This is a genomic window from Bacteroides sp. 2_2_4, from assembly GCF_000157055.1.
In the GTDB taxonomy this organism is placed as follows: domain Bacteria; phylum Bacteroidota; class Bacteroidia; order Bacteroidales; family Bacteroidaceae; genus Bacteroides; species Bacteroides ovatus.
This window is the reverse complement of record NZ_EQ973355.1, coordinates 204607-220181: the sequence shown is the minus strand read 5'-3', so window position 1 is coordinate 220181 and position 15575 is coordinate 204607. Positions and strand designations below refer to the sequence as shown.

Genomic DNA, 15575 nt, shown 5'->3' with positions numbered 1-15575 from the left:
TCTTTGGAAAAGAGGGAGCGCAAAATGTGACACACCCTATTTTATTTAATCTAATCTTATTCTATTTTTTTCTTCTTCAAATTAGGTAAAAAGAATGTGACCAATCCTAGTAGCGGCATATAAGCACAGATATTATATACATATTCAATACTCGTTTTATCCGCTAAATTACCGAGTACAGCAGATGCTACACCAGCCACCCCGAATGCAAATCCAAAGAATAACCCTGATATTAATCCGAGCTTGGTAGGAAGCAATTCCTGTGCATAAAGCAATATGGCGGGAAAAGCGGAAGAAAGCATCAATCCCACACAGAAGCTAAGGATAATAGTCCACATCAAATTAGCATGTGGCATTAGTAAACTGAACGGGGCAGCTCCTAAAATAGAAGCCCAAATCACATACTTCCGACCGATACGGTCACCGACAGGTCCGCCGATTAATGTTCCGATAGCAGTAGCTACCAGAAAGATAAATAAATATAGCTGCGAATCTTGTACACTTACATTGAATTTATGAATCAAATAGAAAGTATAATAACTCGTGAGACTTGCCATATAGATATATTTGGAGAAAATCAGAATCAGCAATATCGCGATTGAAAGGGCTGTCTTATCCATAGGCAAAGGAAGATGAACAGGTTTTCTAACACTGACAGTCTGTGCTTTCATCCGGTTTAGATATGATTTATACCATTTGCAAATTGGGTACATCACTCCGATAGCAGCTAAAGCCACAAATGCAAATACGATGAGATGTTGTCTGCCATAAGGAGCCACCAATAGAGCAACCAGTAAAGGACCTAATGAACCTCCGAAGTTGCCACCTACCTGAAAGAGTGATTGTGCCAGTCCACGTTTTCCGCCGGAGGCAAGGAACGTGATACGGGAGGCTTCCGGATGCAGTACGGAAGAGCCAATTCCGATTAAGAATACGGAGGCTAATATCCAGTATAGATTATCAGAGAATGCTAAGTTTATCAAACCAATCAGTGTAAAGCTCATTCCGATAGGCAATGACCATGCGACGGGATGCTTATCAAAGAAAATTCCGGTAATCGGTTGAAAAACTGAAGCGGAAAGTTGATAAACTAGTGTGATAAGTCCGATTTGCGCGAAACTAAGTCCTAAATCATCTTTAAATAAAGGATAAGATGCTGATAGCACCGACTGTAAAAGATCGTTGAGGCAATGCGAAAGACTCAATGCAATCAAAATGGAAAATGTAATTTTTCCTACGGGTTGTTCCTGATTCTGTACCATAATACCTATTTACTATTGAAGTGTTCCTGAAAAATCGGCTGCAAAGGTACGGAAACTTCCCGTTTCTCAATATATATTTGCTGTGATTAATTCAATATGATAGGAATAAAGCTCTAAGACTAAGGATTGTAAATTGTCGTTAATTCAGTTTTGAGTGACTGAACTATTCTTCATACCTACTGTTGTTAAATAAAAAAGGAGGATTATATGGGCTTTATATGGTATATCGTTATTGGTATTGTGGCTGGATTCCTCGCAGGTAAAATAATGCGCGGCGGAGGTTTTGGTCTTGTTATAAATTTATTACTTGGTATTCTTGGAGGTGTACTGGGCGGTTGGGTGTTTGCCCTTTTCGGACTGGCAGCTTCAGGACTGATCGGAAGTTTGATAACTTCCACCGTAGGAGCTATCCTTGTATTGTGGATTGCTTCTTTATTCTCGAAATCTAAATAGATATTTATATAATTTATTTTTAATCCTAAAAACAGAACTTGATTATGGAATGTAGACATGGAAATTTCTGGATTGGACTCGGAATTGGGTCAATCCTTGGCGCAGTAGCTTATCGTCTTTCACGTACAGCAAAAGCAAAACAATTAGAAAGTGAAATTTATAATGCTATCCATCGCATAGGTCGTGATGCTGAAATAGCTGCTGCTCATGCTGAAAGAAAAGCAGTGGATCTTGGACTTAAAGCAGTAGAAGCCGGTGCGGAAATTGCTGATAAAGTAGCAGATGAAGCCGATAAAGTGGCTGGAAAAGCAAAAGATAAGTGGGGGAAATAAGAACTCCAAAACGGGTAATCGATTTAAATAGAATCGGTTACCTGTTTTATTTTATATACGTTTAATCTTTTATTTCTAGCCTTATCAGTCACTATTTGAATGATGTGTGCACGAACACATATTGGTGTGTCTTCTCCATTATTTTCACTTCCTTCAAGAATCAAAAGCTATTTTCCCTCTGATTTCTCATCTGATAAATGCTTTTTTCTCTATACTATCTTTACTTTTTCTTATGTTTAACAACATGTATACTTCCTGGTTGTTCTGGTTAACTAGCTGATTATTAATAATATGTTCTTTATTGTATGTTATGTGTGTGCGCACACACTATTGCTTAATTCAATAATTCATTTTACTTTTGTCGATGAAAAACAAGATACTTATCAATAAATGGATAAAGAGTTTTCAAATATTCGGATTGTAGACATTGCTAAGATGGCAGGTGTCTCTGTTGGCACGGTAGATCGTGTAATCCATAATCGTGGTAGGGTATCTGAAGAAAATAGGAAAAAGGTACAGGCGATTCTGGAGATGGTACATTACCAGCCCAATCTGATGGCACGTTCATTGGCGGCCTCCAAAAAGCAATATCATCTTCTAGCGATTACTCCTTCTTTTGTTCAGGGAGAGTATTGGGAAGCTATTTCGGAAGGTATAGATAAAGCAGCGTCGGAAATGGAATCGTATAACATCACCATTACCAAACTCTTTTTCGATCAATATAATAACAAGACTTTTGATGATATCATCCGTAATCTGCTGAATGAGAAAGTAGATGGTGTATTGATTGCGACTTTGTTTACGGATTCTGTTATCCGGCTTTCGCAGGAACTTGACAGGAATGAAATACCTTATGTGTATGTTGACTCCAACATTGGAGGGCAACATCAACTGGCTTATTTCGGAACGGAGTCTTATGATGCCGGAGTGATTGCTGCCAGATTGTTGATGGACCGGCTTTCTTCGTCTTCCGATATATTGATGGCGCGAATTATTCATAGTGGGAAGAATGACTCTAATCAGGGAAAGAACAGGCGCGAAGGTTTCTGCCATTATCTCACGGAAACAGGGTTCAACGGAAATCTGCATGAAGTAGAGCTGAAAATAAATGATTCAGTGTATAACTTCATGAAGCTGGATGAAATATTTGAAGCTAATCCGAATATAAATGGGGCTGTTATTTTTAATTCAACTTGCTATATTTTAGGGAATTACCTGAAAGCGAGAGGAATGCAGTCTGTCAAACTGGTTGGTTATGACCTTATCGGGAGAAATACACAGTTGCTTTCCGAAGGTGTGATAACCGCATTGATTGCGCAGCGTCCGGAGCGTCAGGGATATGATGGTATTAAATCATTGTGTAATCATCTGTTGTTCAAACAGGGCAGTGAAAAGGTTAATTTGATGCCTATCGATATTCTTCTCAAAGAGAATCTGAAATATTATCTGAACAATAAATTATAAACATATAAATTTGTAAGAACCATGAATGAATTATTTAACGTAAAAGGCAAAGTAGTTGTTATCACCGGTGGAGCTGGTATTTTAGGTAAAGGTATTGCTGCGTATCTCGCAAAGGAAGGTGCAAAAGTAGTTGTGCTCGACAGAAGTGAAGAAGCAGGAAAAGCATTGGTAGACAGTATCAAAGCCGAAGGAAATGAAGCCATGTTCCTTTACACGGATGTGATGGATAAAGAAGTGTTGGAAGGCAACAAAGTGGAAATCATGAAGGCTTATGGCCGTATTGATGTATTGTTGAACGCTGCCGGAGGTAACATGGCAGGTGCAACTATTGCTCCTGATAAAACTTTTTTCGATTTACAGATTGACGCATTCAAGAAAGTAGTGGATTTGAACCTTTTCGGTACAGTATTGCCTACGATGGTATTTGCTGAAATTATGGTGGAACAGAAGAAAGGTTCTATTGTAAACTTTTGCTCTGAATCAGCTCTTCGTCCATTGACTCGTGTCGTGGGTTATGGTGCAGCTAAAGCAGCTATTGCTAACTTTACTAAATATATGGCTGGTGAACTGGCTTTGAAATTCGGTAACGGTCTGCGTGTAAATGCCATCGCTCCGGGATTTTTCCTGACCGATCAGAACCGTGCGTTATTGACTAATCCGGATGGTTCTCTGACTGACCGTTCAAAGACCATTCTTGCTCATACTCCATTCAACCGTTTCGGTGAACCGGAAGACCTTTATGGAACAATCCATTATTTGATTAGCGATGCTTCTAACTTCGTAACAGGTACAGTAGCTGTTATCGACGGTGGATTTGATGCATTCTCTATCTAATATTGGGATGATATCATTCTGTTTTTAATCATAATTAGTAACTTGTAATCAGGAAAGAATAATATGTATTTATGTGAACAAACTTGGCGCTGGTATGGTCCTAATGACCCGGTTAGCTTGTGGGATATTAAGCAGGCAGGCGCTACTGGTATAGTAAATGCTCTTCATCACATTCCAAATGGTGAAGTGTGGACAGTAGAAGAGATCATGAAGCGTAAGCAAATGATTGAAGAAGTGGGTCTGACATGGTCTGTGGTAGAAAGTGTACCTGTACACGAGCATATCAAAACACAGACGGGCGACTTTATGAAATACATCGAAAACTATAAGGAAAGTATCCGTAATCTGGCGAAGTGTGGCGTGATGGTAGTTACTTATAACTTCATGCCTGTATTGGACTGGACCCGCACAGATCTTGCCTATACAATGCCGGACGGCTCTAAAGCACTCCGCTTTGAAAAAGCAGCTTTTGTAGCTTTCGATCTTTTCATCTTGAAACGTCCGAATGCTGAAAAAGACTATACTCCGGAAGAAATAGCTAAAGCGAAAGCTCGTTTTGAGCAGATGAGCGAAGACGACAAGAAATTGTTGGTTCGTAATATGATTGCCGGACTTCCGGGTTCGGAAGAAAGTTTCACGGTAGAACAATTTCAGCAAGCATTAGATCGTTATGACGATATTGATGCAGAGAAGCTTCGTTCCAACCTGATTTTTTTCTTAAAAGAAATTGCTCCTGTTGCCGATGAAGTAGGAGTGAAACTGGTGATTCATCCGGATGATCCTCCTTATACCATCTTAGGTTTGCCTCGTATTTTGAGTACGGAAGAGGATTTCAAGAAATTGATTGAAGCCGTACCTAACGAATCTAATGGCCTCTGCTTGTGTACAGGCTCTTTTGGTGTGCGTGCCGACAATGATCTTGCAGGTATGATGGAACGTTTTGGCGACCGTGTGAACTTCGTACACTTGCGCAGTACACAACGTGACGAGGAAGGAAACTTCTACGAAGCTAATCACTTGGAAGGAAATGTAGACATGTACAACGTAATGAAGAGCCTTATTCTTCTACAACAGCGTCGTAAATGCTCTATCGCTATGCGTCCCGACCACGGACATCAAATGATTGATGACTTGAAAAAGAAAACGAATCCGGGATATTCTTGCCTGGGCCGTCTTCGCGGCTTGGCTGAACTTCGCGGCTTGGAAATGGGTATTGCAAAATCTATCCTCTAATCGAAGTACATAGTTAGCACTTTATTATCAAACACTACGGCTATTATTGATTGAAATAATAGTTGTAGTGTTTTTCATTTGCTCTTTTTCACTGGTTGAGGAATAAGTGAAGCGAATAAATCTCCAACATGTATATCTTTATCAGCTTTCTTTGTTTTTCTTGCTTTTTTCGGTTCGGGAATAATAAGTAAAGCTATTTGTGCGCAAGCCTCTGCATCTGCCAGTGCGTGGTGGTGATTCTCTAAATGATATCCGCATCGTTCTGCTACCGTATGCAACTGATGATTGGGCAAATCTTTTCCAAAGACTTTCCTCGAAGTACGGCAAGTACAATAAAACTTATAATCAGGATAAGTCATGTCATATAATTCGTGAACCGCCCGGAGACAACCTTCATCAAAAGGACTGTTGTGCGCTACAAGTGGCAGACCGTCTATCAATGGTTTGATTTCCGCCCATACTTCCGGAAATTCGTCGACTTCCATCGTGTCGTCGTAAGTTAAGCCATGAACAGCTGTGGTCCATTGCGTATAATAATTGGGGCGGGGACGGATCAGACGATAGATTTTATTCGTTATTTTTCCTTCCCTTACGATGACAACCCCAACACTGCATACGCTGGTACGTTTGCCGTTGGCTGTTTCAAAGTCGATAGCTGCAAAGTTTATCATCGTTTCTATTATTTTTTCGGATACAAATATAGCATAAAAAATGAGGTTGGAGAAAATATAGTAACAGGATTGGCAAATAGAAACCTTTTACTAAAAATTGAATTAAAATGGACTTTGGGGAAACATTTCCAATAAAAAACTCTTCTTTTAAAGAATTTACACTATTTTTGTTCGACATAAACCAAAGGCATGGACAAAATGGAAAATCCGGGACCATTTGCCCCCTCCTGTCCAAATCAAATTGATCCCCTGAATCCAATCTAAATTGATTCCTTTTGTCCAGCTGAAAGTGACCCCTTCAAATTGAACGTACGGATATACTGGTGATGTTCCGCTTCCGGATATCACAACGAAAGAAAAGGCGCAGCAATATATCGGTTTGGATATGGCTGCCGAAAAGGTAGGCAAAGATAAATTTCTCGAAGAGATTGTCCCTGAATGGCTTCAAAAGGCAAAGGCAAACGGACGCATCATTGATTAGAATTTATTTTCGCTATATTTGCGTACAAAATAGATCCATGTATACAGAATATCAGCCTTCTCATTTACTTGTTCCCTACATTGATAGCTATTGGGAGTTTAAGGGCAATCCGGATTATGGTATGCGCATCCATATTCTGCCGGATGGTTGTACCGATTTTATATTTACGCTGGGAGAGGTGGCTAATGCTGTTGAAGAAGGGAGTCTGATTATGCAACCCTATCGTTCCTATTTTGTAGGACCTATGACAAAATATTCGGAACTCGTCACTTATACAGAATCGATTCACATGTTTGGCGTTCGTTTTTTACCTTGTGGTTTGTCTTGCTTTACAAACCTGCCTCTACACGAGTTTGTGAATAGCAGAGTCAGTACTAATGAGATGAAGGCTGTTTTTGATGACACTTTTATTGAAAAATTAGGTGAGCAGAAGCATGTCACAGATCGAATACGAGTAGTGGAAGAATATTTGCTGGCATATTTGGCGCGTCATTATCAGCCTGCCGATTCTCATGTCGCTATGGCAGTGAACATGATTAATCATTCCAAAGGAAAACGTTCAGTTCGCAGCTTGATGGATGATGTCTGTTTGTGTCAGCGTCATTTTGAGAGAAAGTTCAAGCATTATACCGGATTTACTCCTAAAGAATACAGCCGTATTGTTAAATTTAAGAATGCTGTGGAATTGTTGAGAACCACAACATCAGCCAATCTGTTGACTACGGCAGTTGATGCAGGATACTATGATTTAGCGCATTTTTCAAAAGAGATTAAGTCGATGTCCGGCAATACTCCTGCGTCTTTTCTTTCCCTAACCGTTCCGGAAGAAACCACACTTACTTATATCGAACCACAAAGATAGATTAGGTAAAAGTCGCTTTTTTACAATAGAATGGGAAGATATGCCGTTACCTTTGCAAGATTAATAAAAACCAATCAGCTTATGACCACAAAAACAATGAAAGAGAAAGCAACAGAATTGTTGCAGAGATGTGAAGTAGTTACCCTTGCTTCTGTGAATAAAGAAGGTTATCCCCGCCCTGTACCGATGAGCAAAATCCTGACAGAAGGAATTTCCACTATCTGGATGTCTACCGGAGCAGATTCACTAAAAACAATTGATTTCTTATCGAATCCGAAAGCAGGATTATGCTTTCAGGATAAAGGAGACAGCGTGGCGTTAACGGGGAAAGTGGAAGTTGTAACTGACGAAAAGATGAAGCAGGAACTTTGGCAGGACTGGTTTATCAATCATTTTCCCGGTGGCCCCACTGATCCCGGTTATGTCTTGTTGAAATTTGAATCGAATCATGCAACTTATTGGATTGAAGGAATATTTATCCATAAGAAACTCGACTAATTCTACTCGGAAAGATAGAGGAATAGCGGATTTAATGAGGCTGTTCTCGAACAGCCTCGTAATTCATTTAGAATTCAAATTTTTCCAATTTCATTTCAGCCAATTTCTGAATGATACCTACATATTGAGCGAAATGAGGAGATTTTTCGTGTGCTGCCAATACTTCGGCATTCTGCCAAGTTTCGCAAATCATGAAAACGTCAGGACGCGTGCTGCTTTCGAAAGTATCATAAGCAATGCATCCTTCTTGTTTTAAAGAACAGGCAGTCAGTTCTTTTGCCGCTTTTATTGCTTCTTCGCGGTTGGATTCGTTTACACGAACAAAAACATTTAATCTGATCATAGTCTTTTTTATTTATATAATTAAAAGAATTGCTTTCTCACAGTATCTGTGAAAAGTCGGAGGCAAAGATACTATTTTTCTATACTTCTGGTGAGTTTATTTCAAAAATTCATATAAACTTCATGTCATCCTAAAAAAACAATTATATTTGCATCTGAATTCTAAAAGCAATGATTTTGGGCACAATTCTTAAATTTGTTATAGCTTAATATTAGCCTCATAAACCACAGGCTAATTTCTTTCGTTTGAGTAGTTCTATACTTGAACAGGTTTTTCATTTTATCATTTTTATTATTCACTGCATCGTTTTTCAAAACTGATGCAATTAAGGTATTCAGGCTTTTAGTCCGGTTTATGCTAATCAGATGGGAGTGGTGGGTGCGTTGAGAATGAATGGAAAATTTCGTAAGAAATAGTAAGCTGAACATAGAAGAAGAAATAAAAAGGATTGAGCTTCAGACGGTTGATCCTTTGGATAGAATCAGGCAGATCATTGGTGTCGTACAGGTTTCACTGACCTCGCTGAAAACAGCTGTTGCCGGATATCAGTTTCGAAGTGCTGAAGAAGAGATTCTTTTCTTTAAAGTATCGAAACCGCAGATTTCCGGTCTGTTGATGTTTTATGTCCGTTTGTATCAGATTGAAAAGAATCGTATCGACAAATCTCTGTCATCCCAATGCAGATATCTGAAGATTGAATTGGAGAACCTGCAAAAATCATTTTTGAATAATGACTTTTATGAATATTATCGTGTCGGTCGGACAGAGCTTGATAGCCACTATTTCATTCGGGAGAATTATGATATTCTTTCTGATATACATTGTCATCTACTGGATAGAGATATTTCTTTTACCACCTTGCATGATTCGAGTGTTGCAGAAATTTTGGCGAATAATCGTTTGATAGAATATGTGTCGGAAGAAATAGAGCAACTGACAGAGAAACTTCATCTTAAATTCACTTTCATTGTAGACAGTAAACTGTTGCAATGGACGGACAGTAAAGTTGCTTTGGTTGAGTTTATCTATGCCTTGTATGCAGGTAAATGCTTTAATAATGGAAATACGAGTTTGAAAGACATTGCTTTTTGTTGCGAAACACTGTTTAATATCGAGATAGGTGATTTTTATCGTATATTCTTGGAAATCAGGAATAGAAAGAAAAGCAGAACCCAATTTCTGGATAAGTTGAAAGAACAGATTATAAAGATGATGGATGAGCTTGACAGATAAATTTCAGGGCGTCTTGTGACATCTTGTGAATTATACAAATGGCTATTATCCAACTTTGCGGAGAAATATAATTGATTCACAAAGAAAGATAATCGCTTTTGTATAGTTATGGAAACAACATTTACATGGGAGATAAGGGTGAAGAATTGCCCCTTATTAATTAAGAAATGCAGTCACTGTGATAGTGACCGCTTTTATTGCAGTGATAAGTTCAGGATGAATGCACAGAAGAAAAACATTGATGTCTGGCTGATTTATAGATGTGTGAAATGTGATAACACTTGTAATATGACTCTGTTGTCACGAACTAAACCCGACTTGATTGATAAAAAGCTCTTTCACAGCTTTTCTATGAATGACAGGGAAGTTGCCTGGCAATATGCCTTTTCTGCCGGAGTGGCAAGTAGGAATAATCTTCAATTAGATTATGACAGTGTTGAATATGAGGTGATAAATACCGTCTCTTTAGAAGACATCCTGAATATGAGTAGTGAGATCATAAGTATCCAAGTCAAGTGTGATTTCGACTTGAGCCTTAAATTATCCTCATTGATAAAAAGATGTCTGCCTCTTTCCAGTACCCGCTTGAAGCTGCTGTTTGAAAAAGGGTATATTTCTTTACTTTCCGGCAAAACATCTTCCAAGTGTAAGGTAAAGAATGGCGATACTATTTTGATGGATCGAAAAAGCCTGATTGATTTCTTGGGATAAAATCGGTTTTACAGTTTTTTTTAATAGCTTTGTGAAATGATAATTCGCATTCTGTAAAAGAGGTTGTACTATTAAGATTGAAGATATGAAAAAGGTATGTTTATTAGCTTTTGTTTTGTTTACTTGGAGTATCGTTGTGAATGCACAGGAAAGTGATGGACGATACGTTGAAGTGACCGGTTCTTCTGAAATAGAAGTCGTTCCGGATGAGATTCATTTTCTGGTTCAGATTAAGGAGTATTGGCAAGAAGAATACACCGGTAAATCAAAAAAAGAAGAAGATTTTCATACGAAAGTGCCATTGGCAATGATAGAGAAAGATTTGCGTAAAAGTTTGCGCAAAATAGGAATAACGGATGATGCTATCCGCACACAGGAAATAGGAGATTATTGGCGTCAGAGAGGAAAGGAGTTTCTGATAGGTAAGCAATTGGATATCCGGCTTACGGATTTTGAGCAGATTAACTCTATTATTCGTTCAGTCAATACGTGGGGAATTGAGTCCATGCGCATCGGAGAACTCAAACATAAGGATTTGCCAATGTATCGGAAACAAGGTAAGATTGAAGCACTGAAGGCTGCCCGTGAGAAAGCATCTTATCTGGTGGAAGCGATGGGGCAGCAGTTGGGTGAAGTGATTCGTATCATCGAACCTGCCGATAATAACATAAGCCGTTATCTTCCTTTCGAAGCGCAGAGCAATGTAAGCATGGGTGCGGCAGCTACCGAGCAGTACCAGGTTATCAAGCTACGGTATGAAATGACGGCTCGTTTTGCCATTAAATAAAAATAGTCTATCTTTGTCGCATGACAAGAAATAATAAATCGGATTTGGTTTAGTAAACAATCTGTGTTTCTGATACAGATTGTCCTTTCGTTTGCTCTCGGATGATTCCTTCCGGGAGTACTCTTTATGTCTTTATAATTTCAATTTTTAACTTGCGTACAAGGGTGCTAAAAGCATCGTGGTGCTTTGTAACGTGTACGCTGTATACATTAAGATCATGAATAACGAAAATCAAACAATTCACAAATTCGACTTTAATTTAAACTGGTATGGCTGGAATGATAAACTAAGCCAACTAAAACAAGAATCACTCTACAGCACTCTTCCTCATGGACGTATATCCATAGTACATCGTACCTGCTACGAGGTCGTTTCCGAAAACGGATTGTTTCAGTGTGAACTCACGGGAAACATGATGTATGGGAAATCTGATGCTGAATTACCCTGTACGGGTGATTGGGTGCTTTTTCAACCATTTGATGAGAATAAAGGGATTATTGTCTATATGCTACCTCGTGAGCGGACATTGTATCGCAAGAAAAGTGGTACAGTTGCCGATAAGCAGGCCATTGCTTCTTACGTCGATAAAGCATTTATTGTGCAGAGTCTTGACGATAATTTCAATGTCCGCAGAGTAGAACGTTTTATGGTTCAGGTATTAGAAGAAAACATCAAGCCTGTATTGGTACTTAATAAATCCGATTTAGATTTTGACAGGCAGAGTGTTGAAGAACAAATAAATCATATCTCCAATCAGATACCCGTATTTTTTACGAGCATTCATCAACCCCAAACGATTCTCCGGTTGCGGGAATCCATATCAGAGGGAGAAACTGTTGTGTTTGTCGGTTCTTCGGGTGTCGGGAAAAGTTCTCTGGTAAATGCACTCTGTGAAAAATCTGTGTTGCTTACCTCCGATATAAGCCTGTCCACAGGAAAAGGCCGGCATACATCAACCCGTCGGGAAATGGTATTGATGAATGATTCGGGTGTTTTAATCGATACTCCGGGTGTGCGTGAATTTGGCTTGGTTATCGACAATCCAGATTCACTGGCCGAAGTACTTGAAATCTCTGACTATGCAGAATCGTGCCGTTTCAAAGATTGCAAGCATATTAACGAACCGGGTTGTGCTGTTTTAAAAGCAGTCAATAGCGGCGTGTTAGATTATAAAGTTTATACAAGCTATCTGAAACTTCGCCGGGAAGCGTGGCACTTTTCTGCTTCCGAACATGAGAAACGTAAAAAGGAGAAGTCGTTTACAAAACTTGTAGAAGAAGTAAAGAATCGTAAGGCAAATCGCTGATTTCTATTTAAACGGTGTAGGTATTGGAATTTATTTTTTTCTTCAAAAGAGCAAAAAAGTTCTAGTTGCGCAAAAAGGCTGCGTACCACTGCATCTATCTTTGTCGAAGAAACAAGAAAACAGGTCAAGTACGGGTTACTTCAACAACTCATTTAAGGTATGGAAATCACTCATACGATTATCTGTTTTCCTGTTTCGTAAAGGGGCAGTAGCTCAGTGGGTAGAGCATCATACATAATCTTGAGATTATCCTGATGAAAAAGGTCAATTAAGATTTACTTCTATCCTGTGACGGTCGTCGGTTCGACTCCGGCCTGCTCCACAAAAATAAATATAGAGGTAGGACAGCAGCTTCGGGATTATCTGAAATGAGGTCAACCGGGGCTTACTTCTTAACGGTGGATAACGCTGGTTCGAATCCGGCCTGTTCTACCTCTTTTTATCAACTAAGGTCAAGGAAGACTTACTTCAAAACCGCAGGAATGCTCCATTGATTCACAGTCTTCCGATTACCTTACTTAAAAAAACAAAGTTATGAATAAAGATTTGTTGAAAGTGTCTATCAGGCAGAATGCAATCTATTTGCCTTTGATAGAAGAAGAGAAAAAGCAGGAAGAGTTGACTTCGACTACCATTGCATTGGTAGCCCAACTCCGTAAAGTAGGATATAGCTTGTCCGAAGAACTGCTGCATGCCATTAATCAGTTATATCCGGCTCAACAGATGATGATTCTTCAGGTGATGAAAGAAGCATTGGGCGTGACGCTAAACTGGTCTCCATTGGTGAAAGGGTGGGATGTACCTACCGGAGAAACGCGCTTGGATCATCTGGTTACATGGATCGCTAACCTGTTTAATAGCCAGAAAGGCCTTAAACTACCTTGCGGACACGTGATCCCTGATAATACATTTCCTATGGAACGATACAACGGTTGCCCGTTCTGCGGAACTCCGTTCCAAACGGCTACTACGGAATACTTCGGACAGGGAAGTAAATTGAAAGTGCTGGAACTTTGGCAGGACAAGGAGCTGAATGCTTTTTTCTGTGACTTGCTTGAATCGCGTACAGCTCTTGATGCCACACAAGCGGATAGCTTGAAAATAATGCTTGGCGAACTTCCGTTACCGGCAGTCGAAATCAAAATGAAGGAGACATTGATGTTGGTGATAGATACATTGGTGGAACAGGATAGAGCGCAGGAAGCGCAAATCTATTTCTCTACTCCGAATGATATATTGCGTTATCTGTGGTATAAGAAAACCGGATTCCTGCAAATCATAGAGCCTAAGACTATTATCCGTAAAACAGGTAGAAACAACACACATATATGTGGAGTTTTGGATAAAAGTCGTTCGGCAGCTCAAGCGAAGCGTGAGGAGTTGAAGTTGAAATATACGCGTCGTGAATGTAAAATGGTAGCTCTTTGGTTGAACAACCTGACAATGGCTCCGGAGAAGGCTTGCGAAATCATGCATCCGAAAAGAGAGATGTGGGTACGTATGATACGTGCGTTGCGTCTGGCGGAATATGCCCGTAAGCCGGAATTCGGAAATTTGAAGGAATTGATGGATATATTCTACCGCGAGGCATATACCGTTTGGCAGGGAGAAGTGGAGCGCAACCGTTTGAAGGCGGATGCGGAACAGACATTTGCTTTGTTAAAGCAGCGACCGGGTATGTTTGCACGTTCTTTATTTGCGAATATGCTTTGGTTCGGAGCGGAAGAGACGTTGGCTGCATTTAAAGAAGTGGTTCATTTGTTGCCGGCACGTTTGGTAGTTACTTTGGGTATGTATGCGGAGAGCTACTTTGAACCGGGACATAAGAGAATGGTGAAACCTTTAGGGGGGAATGCTCTTTTGATAGAACCACATTATTTGGTGGGTCTGTATATGGAGGATCAGCTAAAAGCGATGGTGAAGGATGTACAGGATTTGTGTAAGGAAGTCGTAGCTGCCCGTTTCGCCAGTGCAACTGTCGAAAGTGAAAACAAAAGTATGTATATTGACCCTATGTTGTTCCATATTCCGTTGGCTATCGGCGATCGTAGCGAAACAATTCAGGATACTTCCTGTGCTTTGCAGGGAACGCGTTTCCCGGTAGAGGGGGATAAAGTGCGATTGTTTATGCAGTGGGGAAAAGGGCTTCCGGCACAGCATCTTGACATGGACTTGAGTTGTCATATCACTTTGCCTTCCACAACAGAAGTTTGTTCCTTCTTCAACTTGCAAGCTATTGGCGCTAAACATAGCGGGGATATCCGAAGTATTCCTAATAAGAAAGGTACTGCTGAATATATCGAGCTGGATTTGAATGAACTGAACCGTGTAGGTGCGGAATATGTCGCTTTCACTTGCAATGCATATAGCAACGGGACTATCTCTCCTAATCTGGTGGTAGGTTGGATGAACTCTGCCTATCCAATGAAGATATCGGAAAGAACAGGAGTAGCTTACGATCCTTCTTGCGTACAACATCAGGTACGTATTTCCCAAAGTTTGCAGAAAGGGCTTGTTTTCGGAGTTCTGAAAGTGAAAGAACGGGAAATCGTTTGGCTGGAAATACCTTTTGGTGGACAGACGATTCTTTCTTTGGATACACAGACCATTGAAAAGTATCTGGATAAGCTGGAAGCGAAAACAACTGTTGGTGAACTGTTAGCTGTCAAAGCACAGGCACAGGGATTGAAGTTAGTTGATATTCCGGAAGCGGACGAGATATATACTCGTGAATGGGCATTGAATACTGCCGCTGTGACTAAATTACTGTTGGGTGATTAAATTCTTGGGAGGAATTGTCTTTTTCCTCCTAAGATTTAAAGGTCGTATCGCATAAAGTTATACCTTTGTATGCGATAGATTAATCGTCTGACAGCTGCAGGGCAGACGCATTAAAAATTATTTTCCTGTAAAAGTTGTGACAAATATTTTTCATCCCATCCCGCTTTTAGTCTTTTCAGATTCATGCTTCCTTTTGTTGTTTTCTCATTCTTTAGTATGGTAAGTGCCATTTTTGTTGCCACCGAAAAGTTTCTGGCTGCATTTTTCACCTTTTTACTGTAGTCTTCTCGAAAGGTAACATCCAGTTGCCAATGAAGATTATTC

Annotated in this window: 15 protein-coding genes, 1 tRNA gene and 2 pseudogenes; 14 read left to right on the top strand and 4 right to left on the bottom strand. The window is 39.8% G+C overall.

Annotated elements, in window-relative coordinates; translation table 11 throughout:
- Positions 1 to 56 precede the first annotated feature (56 nt).
- Positions 57 to 1262 (bottom strand): MFS transporter, encoded by a 1206-nt coding sequence (locus BSCG_RS26175; RefSeq protein ID WP_004297126.1) that lies wholly within the window; start codon positions 1260 to 1262, stop codon positions 57 to 59.
- A 207-nt stretch (positions 1263 to 1469) separates the two neighbouring features.
- Between BSCG_RS26175 and BSCG_RS26180 the strand changes: the two genes are divergently transcribed.
- From BSCG_RS26180 to uxuA, 5 genes are all read left to right on the top strand, one after another.
- Positions 1470 to 1715 carry a GlsB/YeaQ/YmgE family stress response membrane protein gene (locus tag BSCG_RS26180; RefSeq protein ID WP_004297125.1) on the top strand — a complete coding sequence of 82 codons (246 nt, stop codon included), beginning with the start codon at positions 1470 to 1472 and terminating at the stop codon, positions 1713 to 1715.
- Between the two features lie 44 nt (positions 1716 to 1759).
- The gene (locus tag BSCG_RS26185; RefSeq protein WP_004297124.1) at positions 1760 to 2047 is read left to right on the top strand and encodes a YtxH domain-containing protein; all 288 of its coding nucleotides are present in this window, start codon (positions 1760 to 1762) and stop codon (positions 2045 to 2047) included.
- A 390-nt stretch (positions 2048 to 2437) separates the two neighbouring features.
- Positions 2438 to 3511, top strand: a complete 1074-nt coding sequence (locus BSCG_RS26190; protein WP_004297122.1) for a substrate-binding domain-containing protein — start codon at positions 2438 to 2440, stop codon at positions 3509 to 3511.
- A 21-nt stretch (positions 3512 to 3532) separates the two neighbouring features.
- Positions 3533 to 4345: an SDR family oxidoreductase gene (locus BSCG_RS26195; RefSeq protein ID WP_004304110.1), complete on the top strand. Its 813-nt coding sequence runs from the start codon at positions 3533 to 3535 to the stop codon at positions 4343 to 4345.
- Between the two features lie 63 nt (positions 4346 to 4408).
- Positions 4409 to 5578: a mannonate dehydratase gene (uxuA, locus tag BSCG_RS26200; protein ID WP_004304108.1), complete on the top strand. Its 1170-nt coding sequence runs from the start codon at positions 4409 to 4411 to the stop codon at positions 5576 to 5578.
- A 74-nt stretch (positions 5579 to 5652) separates the two neighbouring features.
- Here the strand turns inward: uxuA and BSCG_RS26205 are convergent, their stop codons facing one another.
- Entirely contained in the window at positions 5653 to 6249 is a 597-nt protein-coding gene (locus BSCG_RS26205) for a 3'-5' exonuclease (RefSeq protein ID WP_008774622.1), read from the bottom strand.
- Between the two features lie 310 nt (positions 6250 to 6559).
- Here BSCG_RS26205 and BSCG_RS29540 point away from each other — a divergent pair.
- From BSCG_RS29540 to BSCG_RS26215, 3 genes and pseudogenes are all read left to right on the top strand, one after another.
- Positions 6560 to 6730 (top strand): annotated as a pseudogene (locus BSCG_RS29540) (ammonia-forming cytochrome c nitrite reductase subunit c552); the annotation flags it as partial.
- A 37-nt stretch (positions 6731 to 6767) separates the two neighbouring features.
- Entirely contained in the window at positions 6768 to 7592 is an 825-nt protein-coding gene (locus BSCG_RS26210; protein WP_004297116.1) for a helix-turn-helix domain-containing protein, read from the top strand.
- 81 nt (positions 7593 to 7673) lie between these two features.
- The gene (locus BSCG_RS26215; RefSeq protein ID WP_008774619.1) at positions 7674 to 8090 is read left to right on the top strand and encodes a pyridoxamine 5'-phosphate oxidase family protein; all 417 of its coding nucleotides are present in this window, start codon (positions 7674 to 7676) and stop codon (positions 8088 to 8090) included.
- A gap of 67 nt (positions 8091 to 8157) precedes the next feature.
- On the opposite strand, the gene BSCG_RS26220 is transcribed toward BSCG_RS26215, so the two are convergent.
- Positions 8158 to 8433: a putative quinol monooxygenase gene (locus BSCG_RS26220; RefSeq protein ID WP_008774618.1), complete on the bottom strand. Its 276-nt coding sequence runs from the start codon at positions 8431 to 8433 to the stop codon at positions 8158 to 8160.
- A gap of 393 nt (positions 8434 to 8826) precedes the next feature.
- On the opposite strand from BSCG_RS26220, the gene BSCG_RS26225 reads away from it, so the two are divergent.
- The 6 genes from BSCG_RS26225 to BSCG_RS26245 all read left to right on the top strand — a co-directional run bounded on the left by BSCG_RS26225 (position 8827) and on the right by BSCG_RS26245 (position 15251).
- Positions 8827 to 9666, top strand: a complete 840-nt coding sequence (locus tag BSCG_RS26225) for an RteC domain-containing protein (RefSeq protein ID WP_008774617.1) — start codon at positions 8827 to 8829, stop codon at positions 9664 to 9666.
- A 108-nt stretch (positions 9667 to 9774) separates the two neighbouring features.
- A complete protein-coding gene (locus tag BSCG_RS26230) occupies positions 9775 to 10377 on the top strand; it encodes a DUF1062 domain-containing protein (RefSeq protein ID WP_004304101.1) in 603 nt (200 codons plus the stop codon).
- Between the two features lie 85 nt (positions 10378 to 10462).
- Positions 10463 to 11164, top strand: a complete 702-nt coding sequence (locus tag BSCG_RS26235) for an SIMPL domain-containing protein (protein ID WP_008774616.1) — start codon at positions 10463 to 10465, stop codon at positions 11162 to 11164.
- Between the two features lie 217 nt (positions 11165 to 11381).
- Positions 11382 to 12470, top strand: coding sequence for a ribosome small subunit-dependent GTPase A (rsgA, locus tag BSCG_RS26240; protein ID WP_008774615.1), 1089 nt, complete (start codon positions 11382 to 11384; stop codon positions 12468 to 12470).
- A 202-nt stretch (positions 12471 to 12672) separates the two neighbouring features.
- A tRNA-OTHER gene (locus BSCG_RS29840) sits at positions 12673 to 12792 on the top strand.
- A gap of 212 nt (positions 12793 to 13004) precedes the next feature.
- The gene (locus BSCG_RS26245; RefSeq protein ID WP_022199088.1) at positions 13005 to 15251 is read left to right on the top strand and encodes a hypothetical protein; all 2247 of its coding nucleotides are present in this window, start codon (positions 13005 to 13007) and stop codon (positions 15249 to 15251) included.
- A 110-nt stretch (positions 15252 to 15361) separates the two neighbouring features.
- Here BSCG_RS26245 and BSCG_RS26250 read toward each other — a convergent pair.
- A pseudogene (locus BSCG_RS26250) lies at positions 15362 to 15575 on the bottom strand (ISAs1 family transposase); the annotation flags it as partial.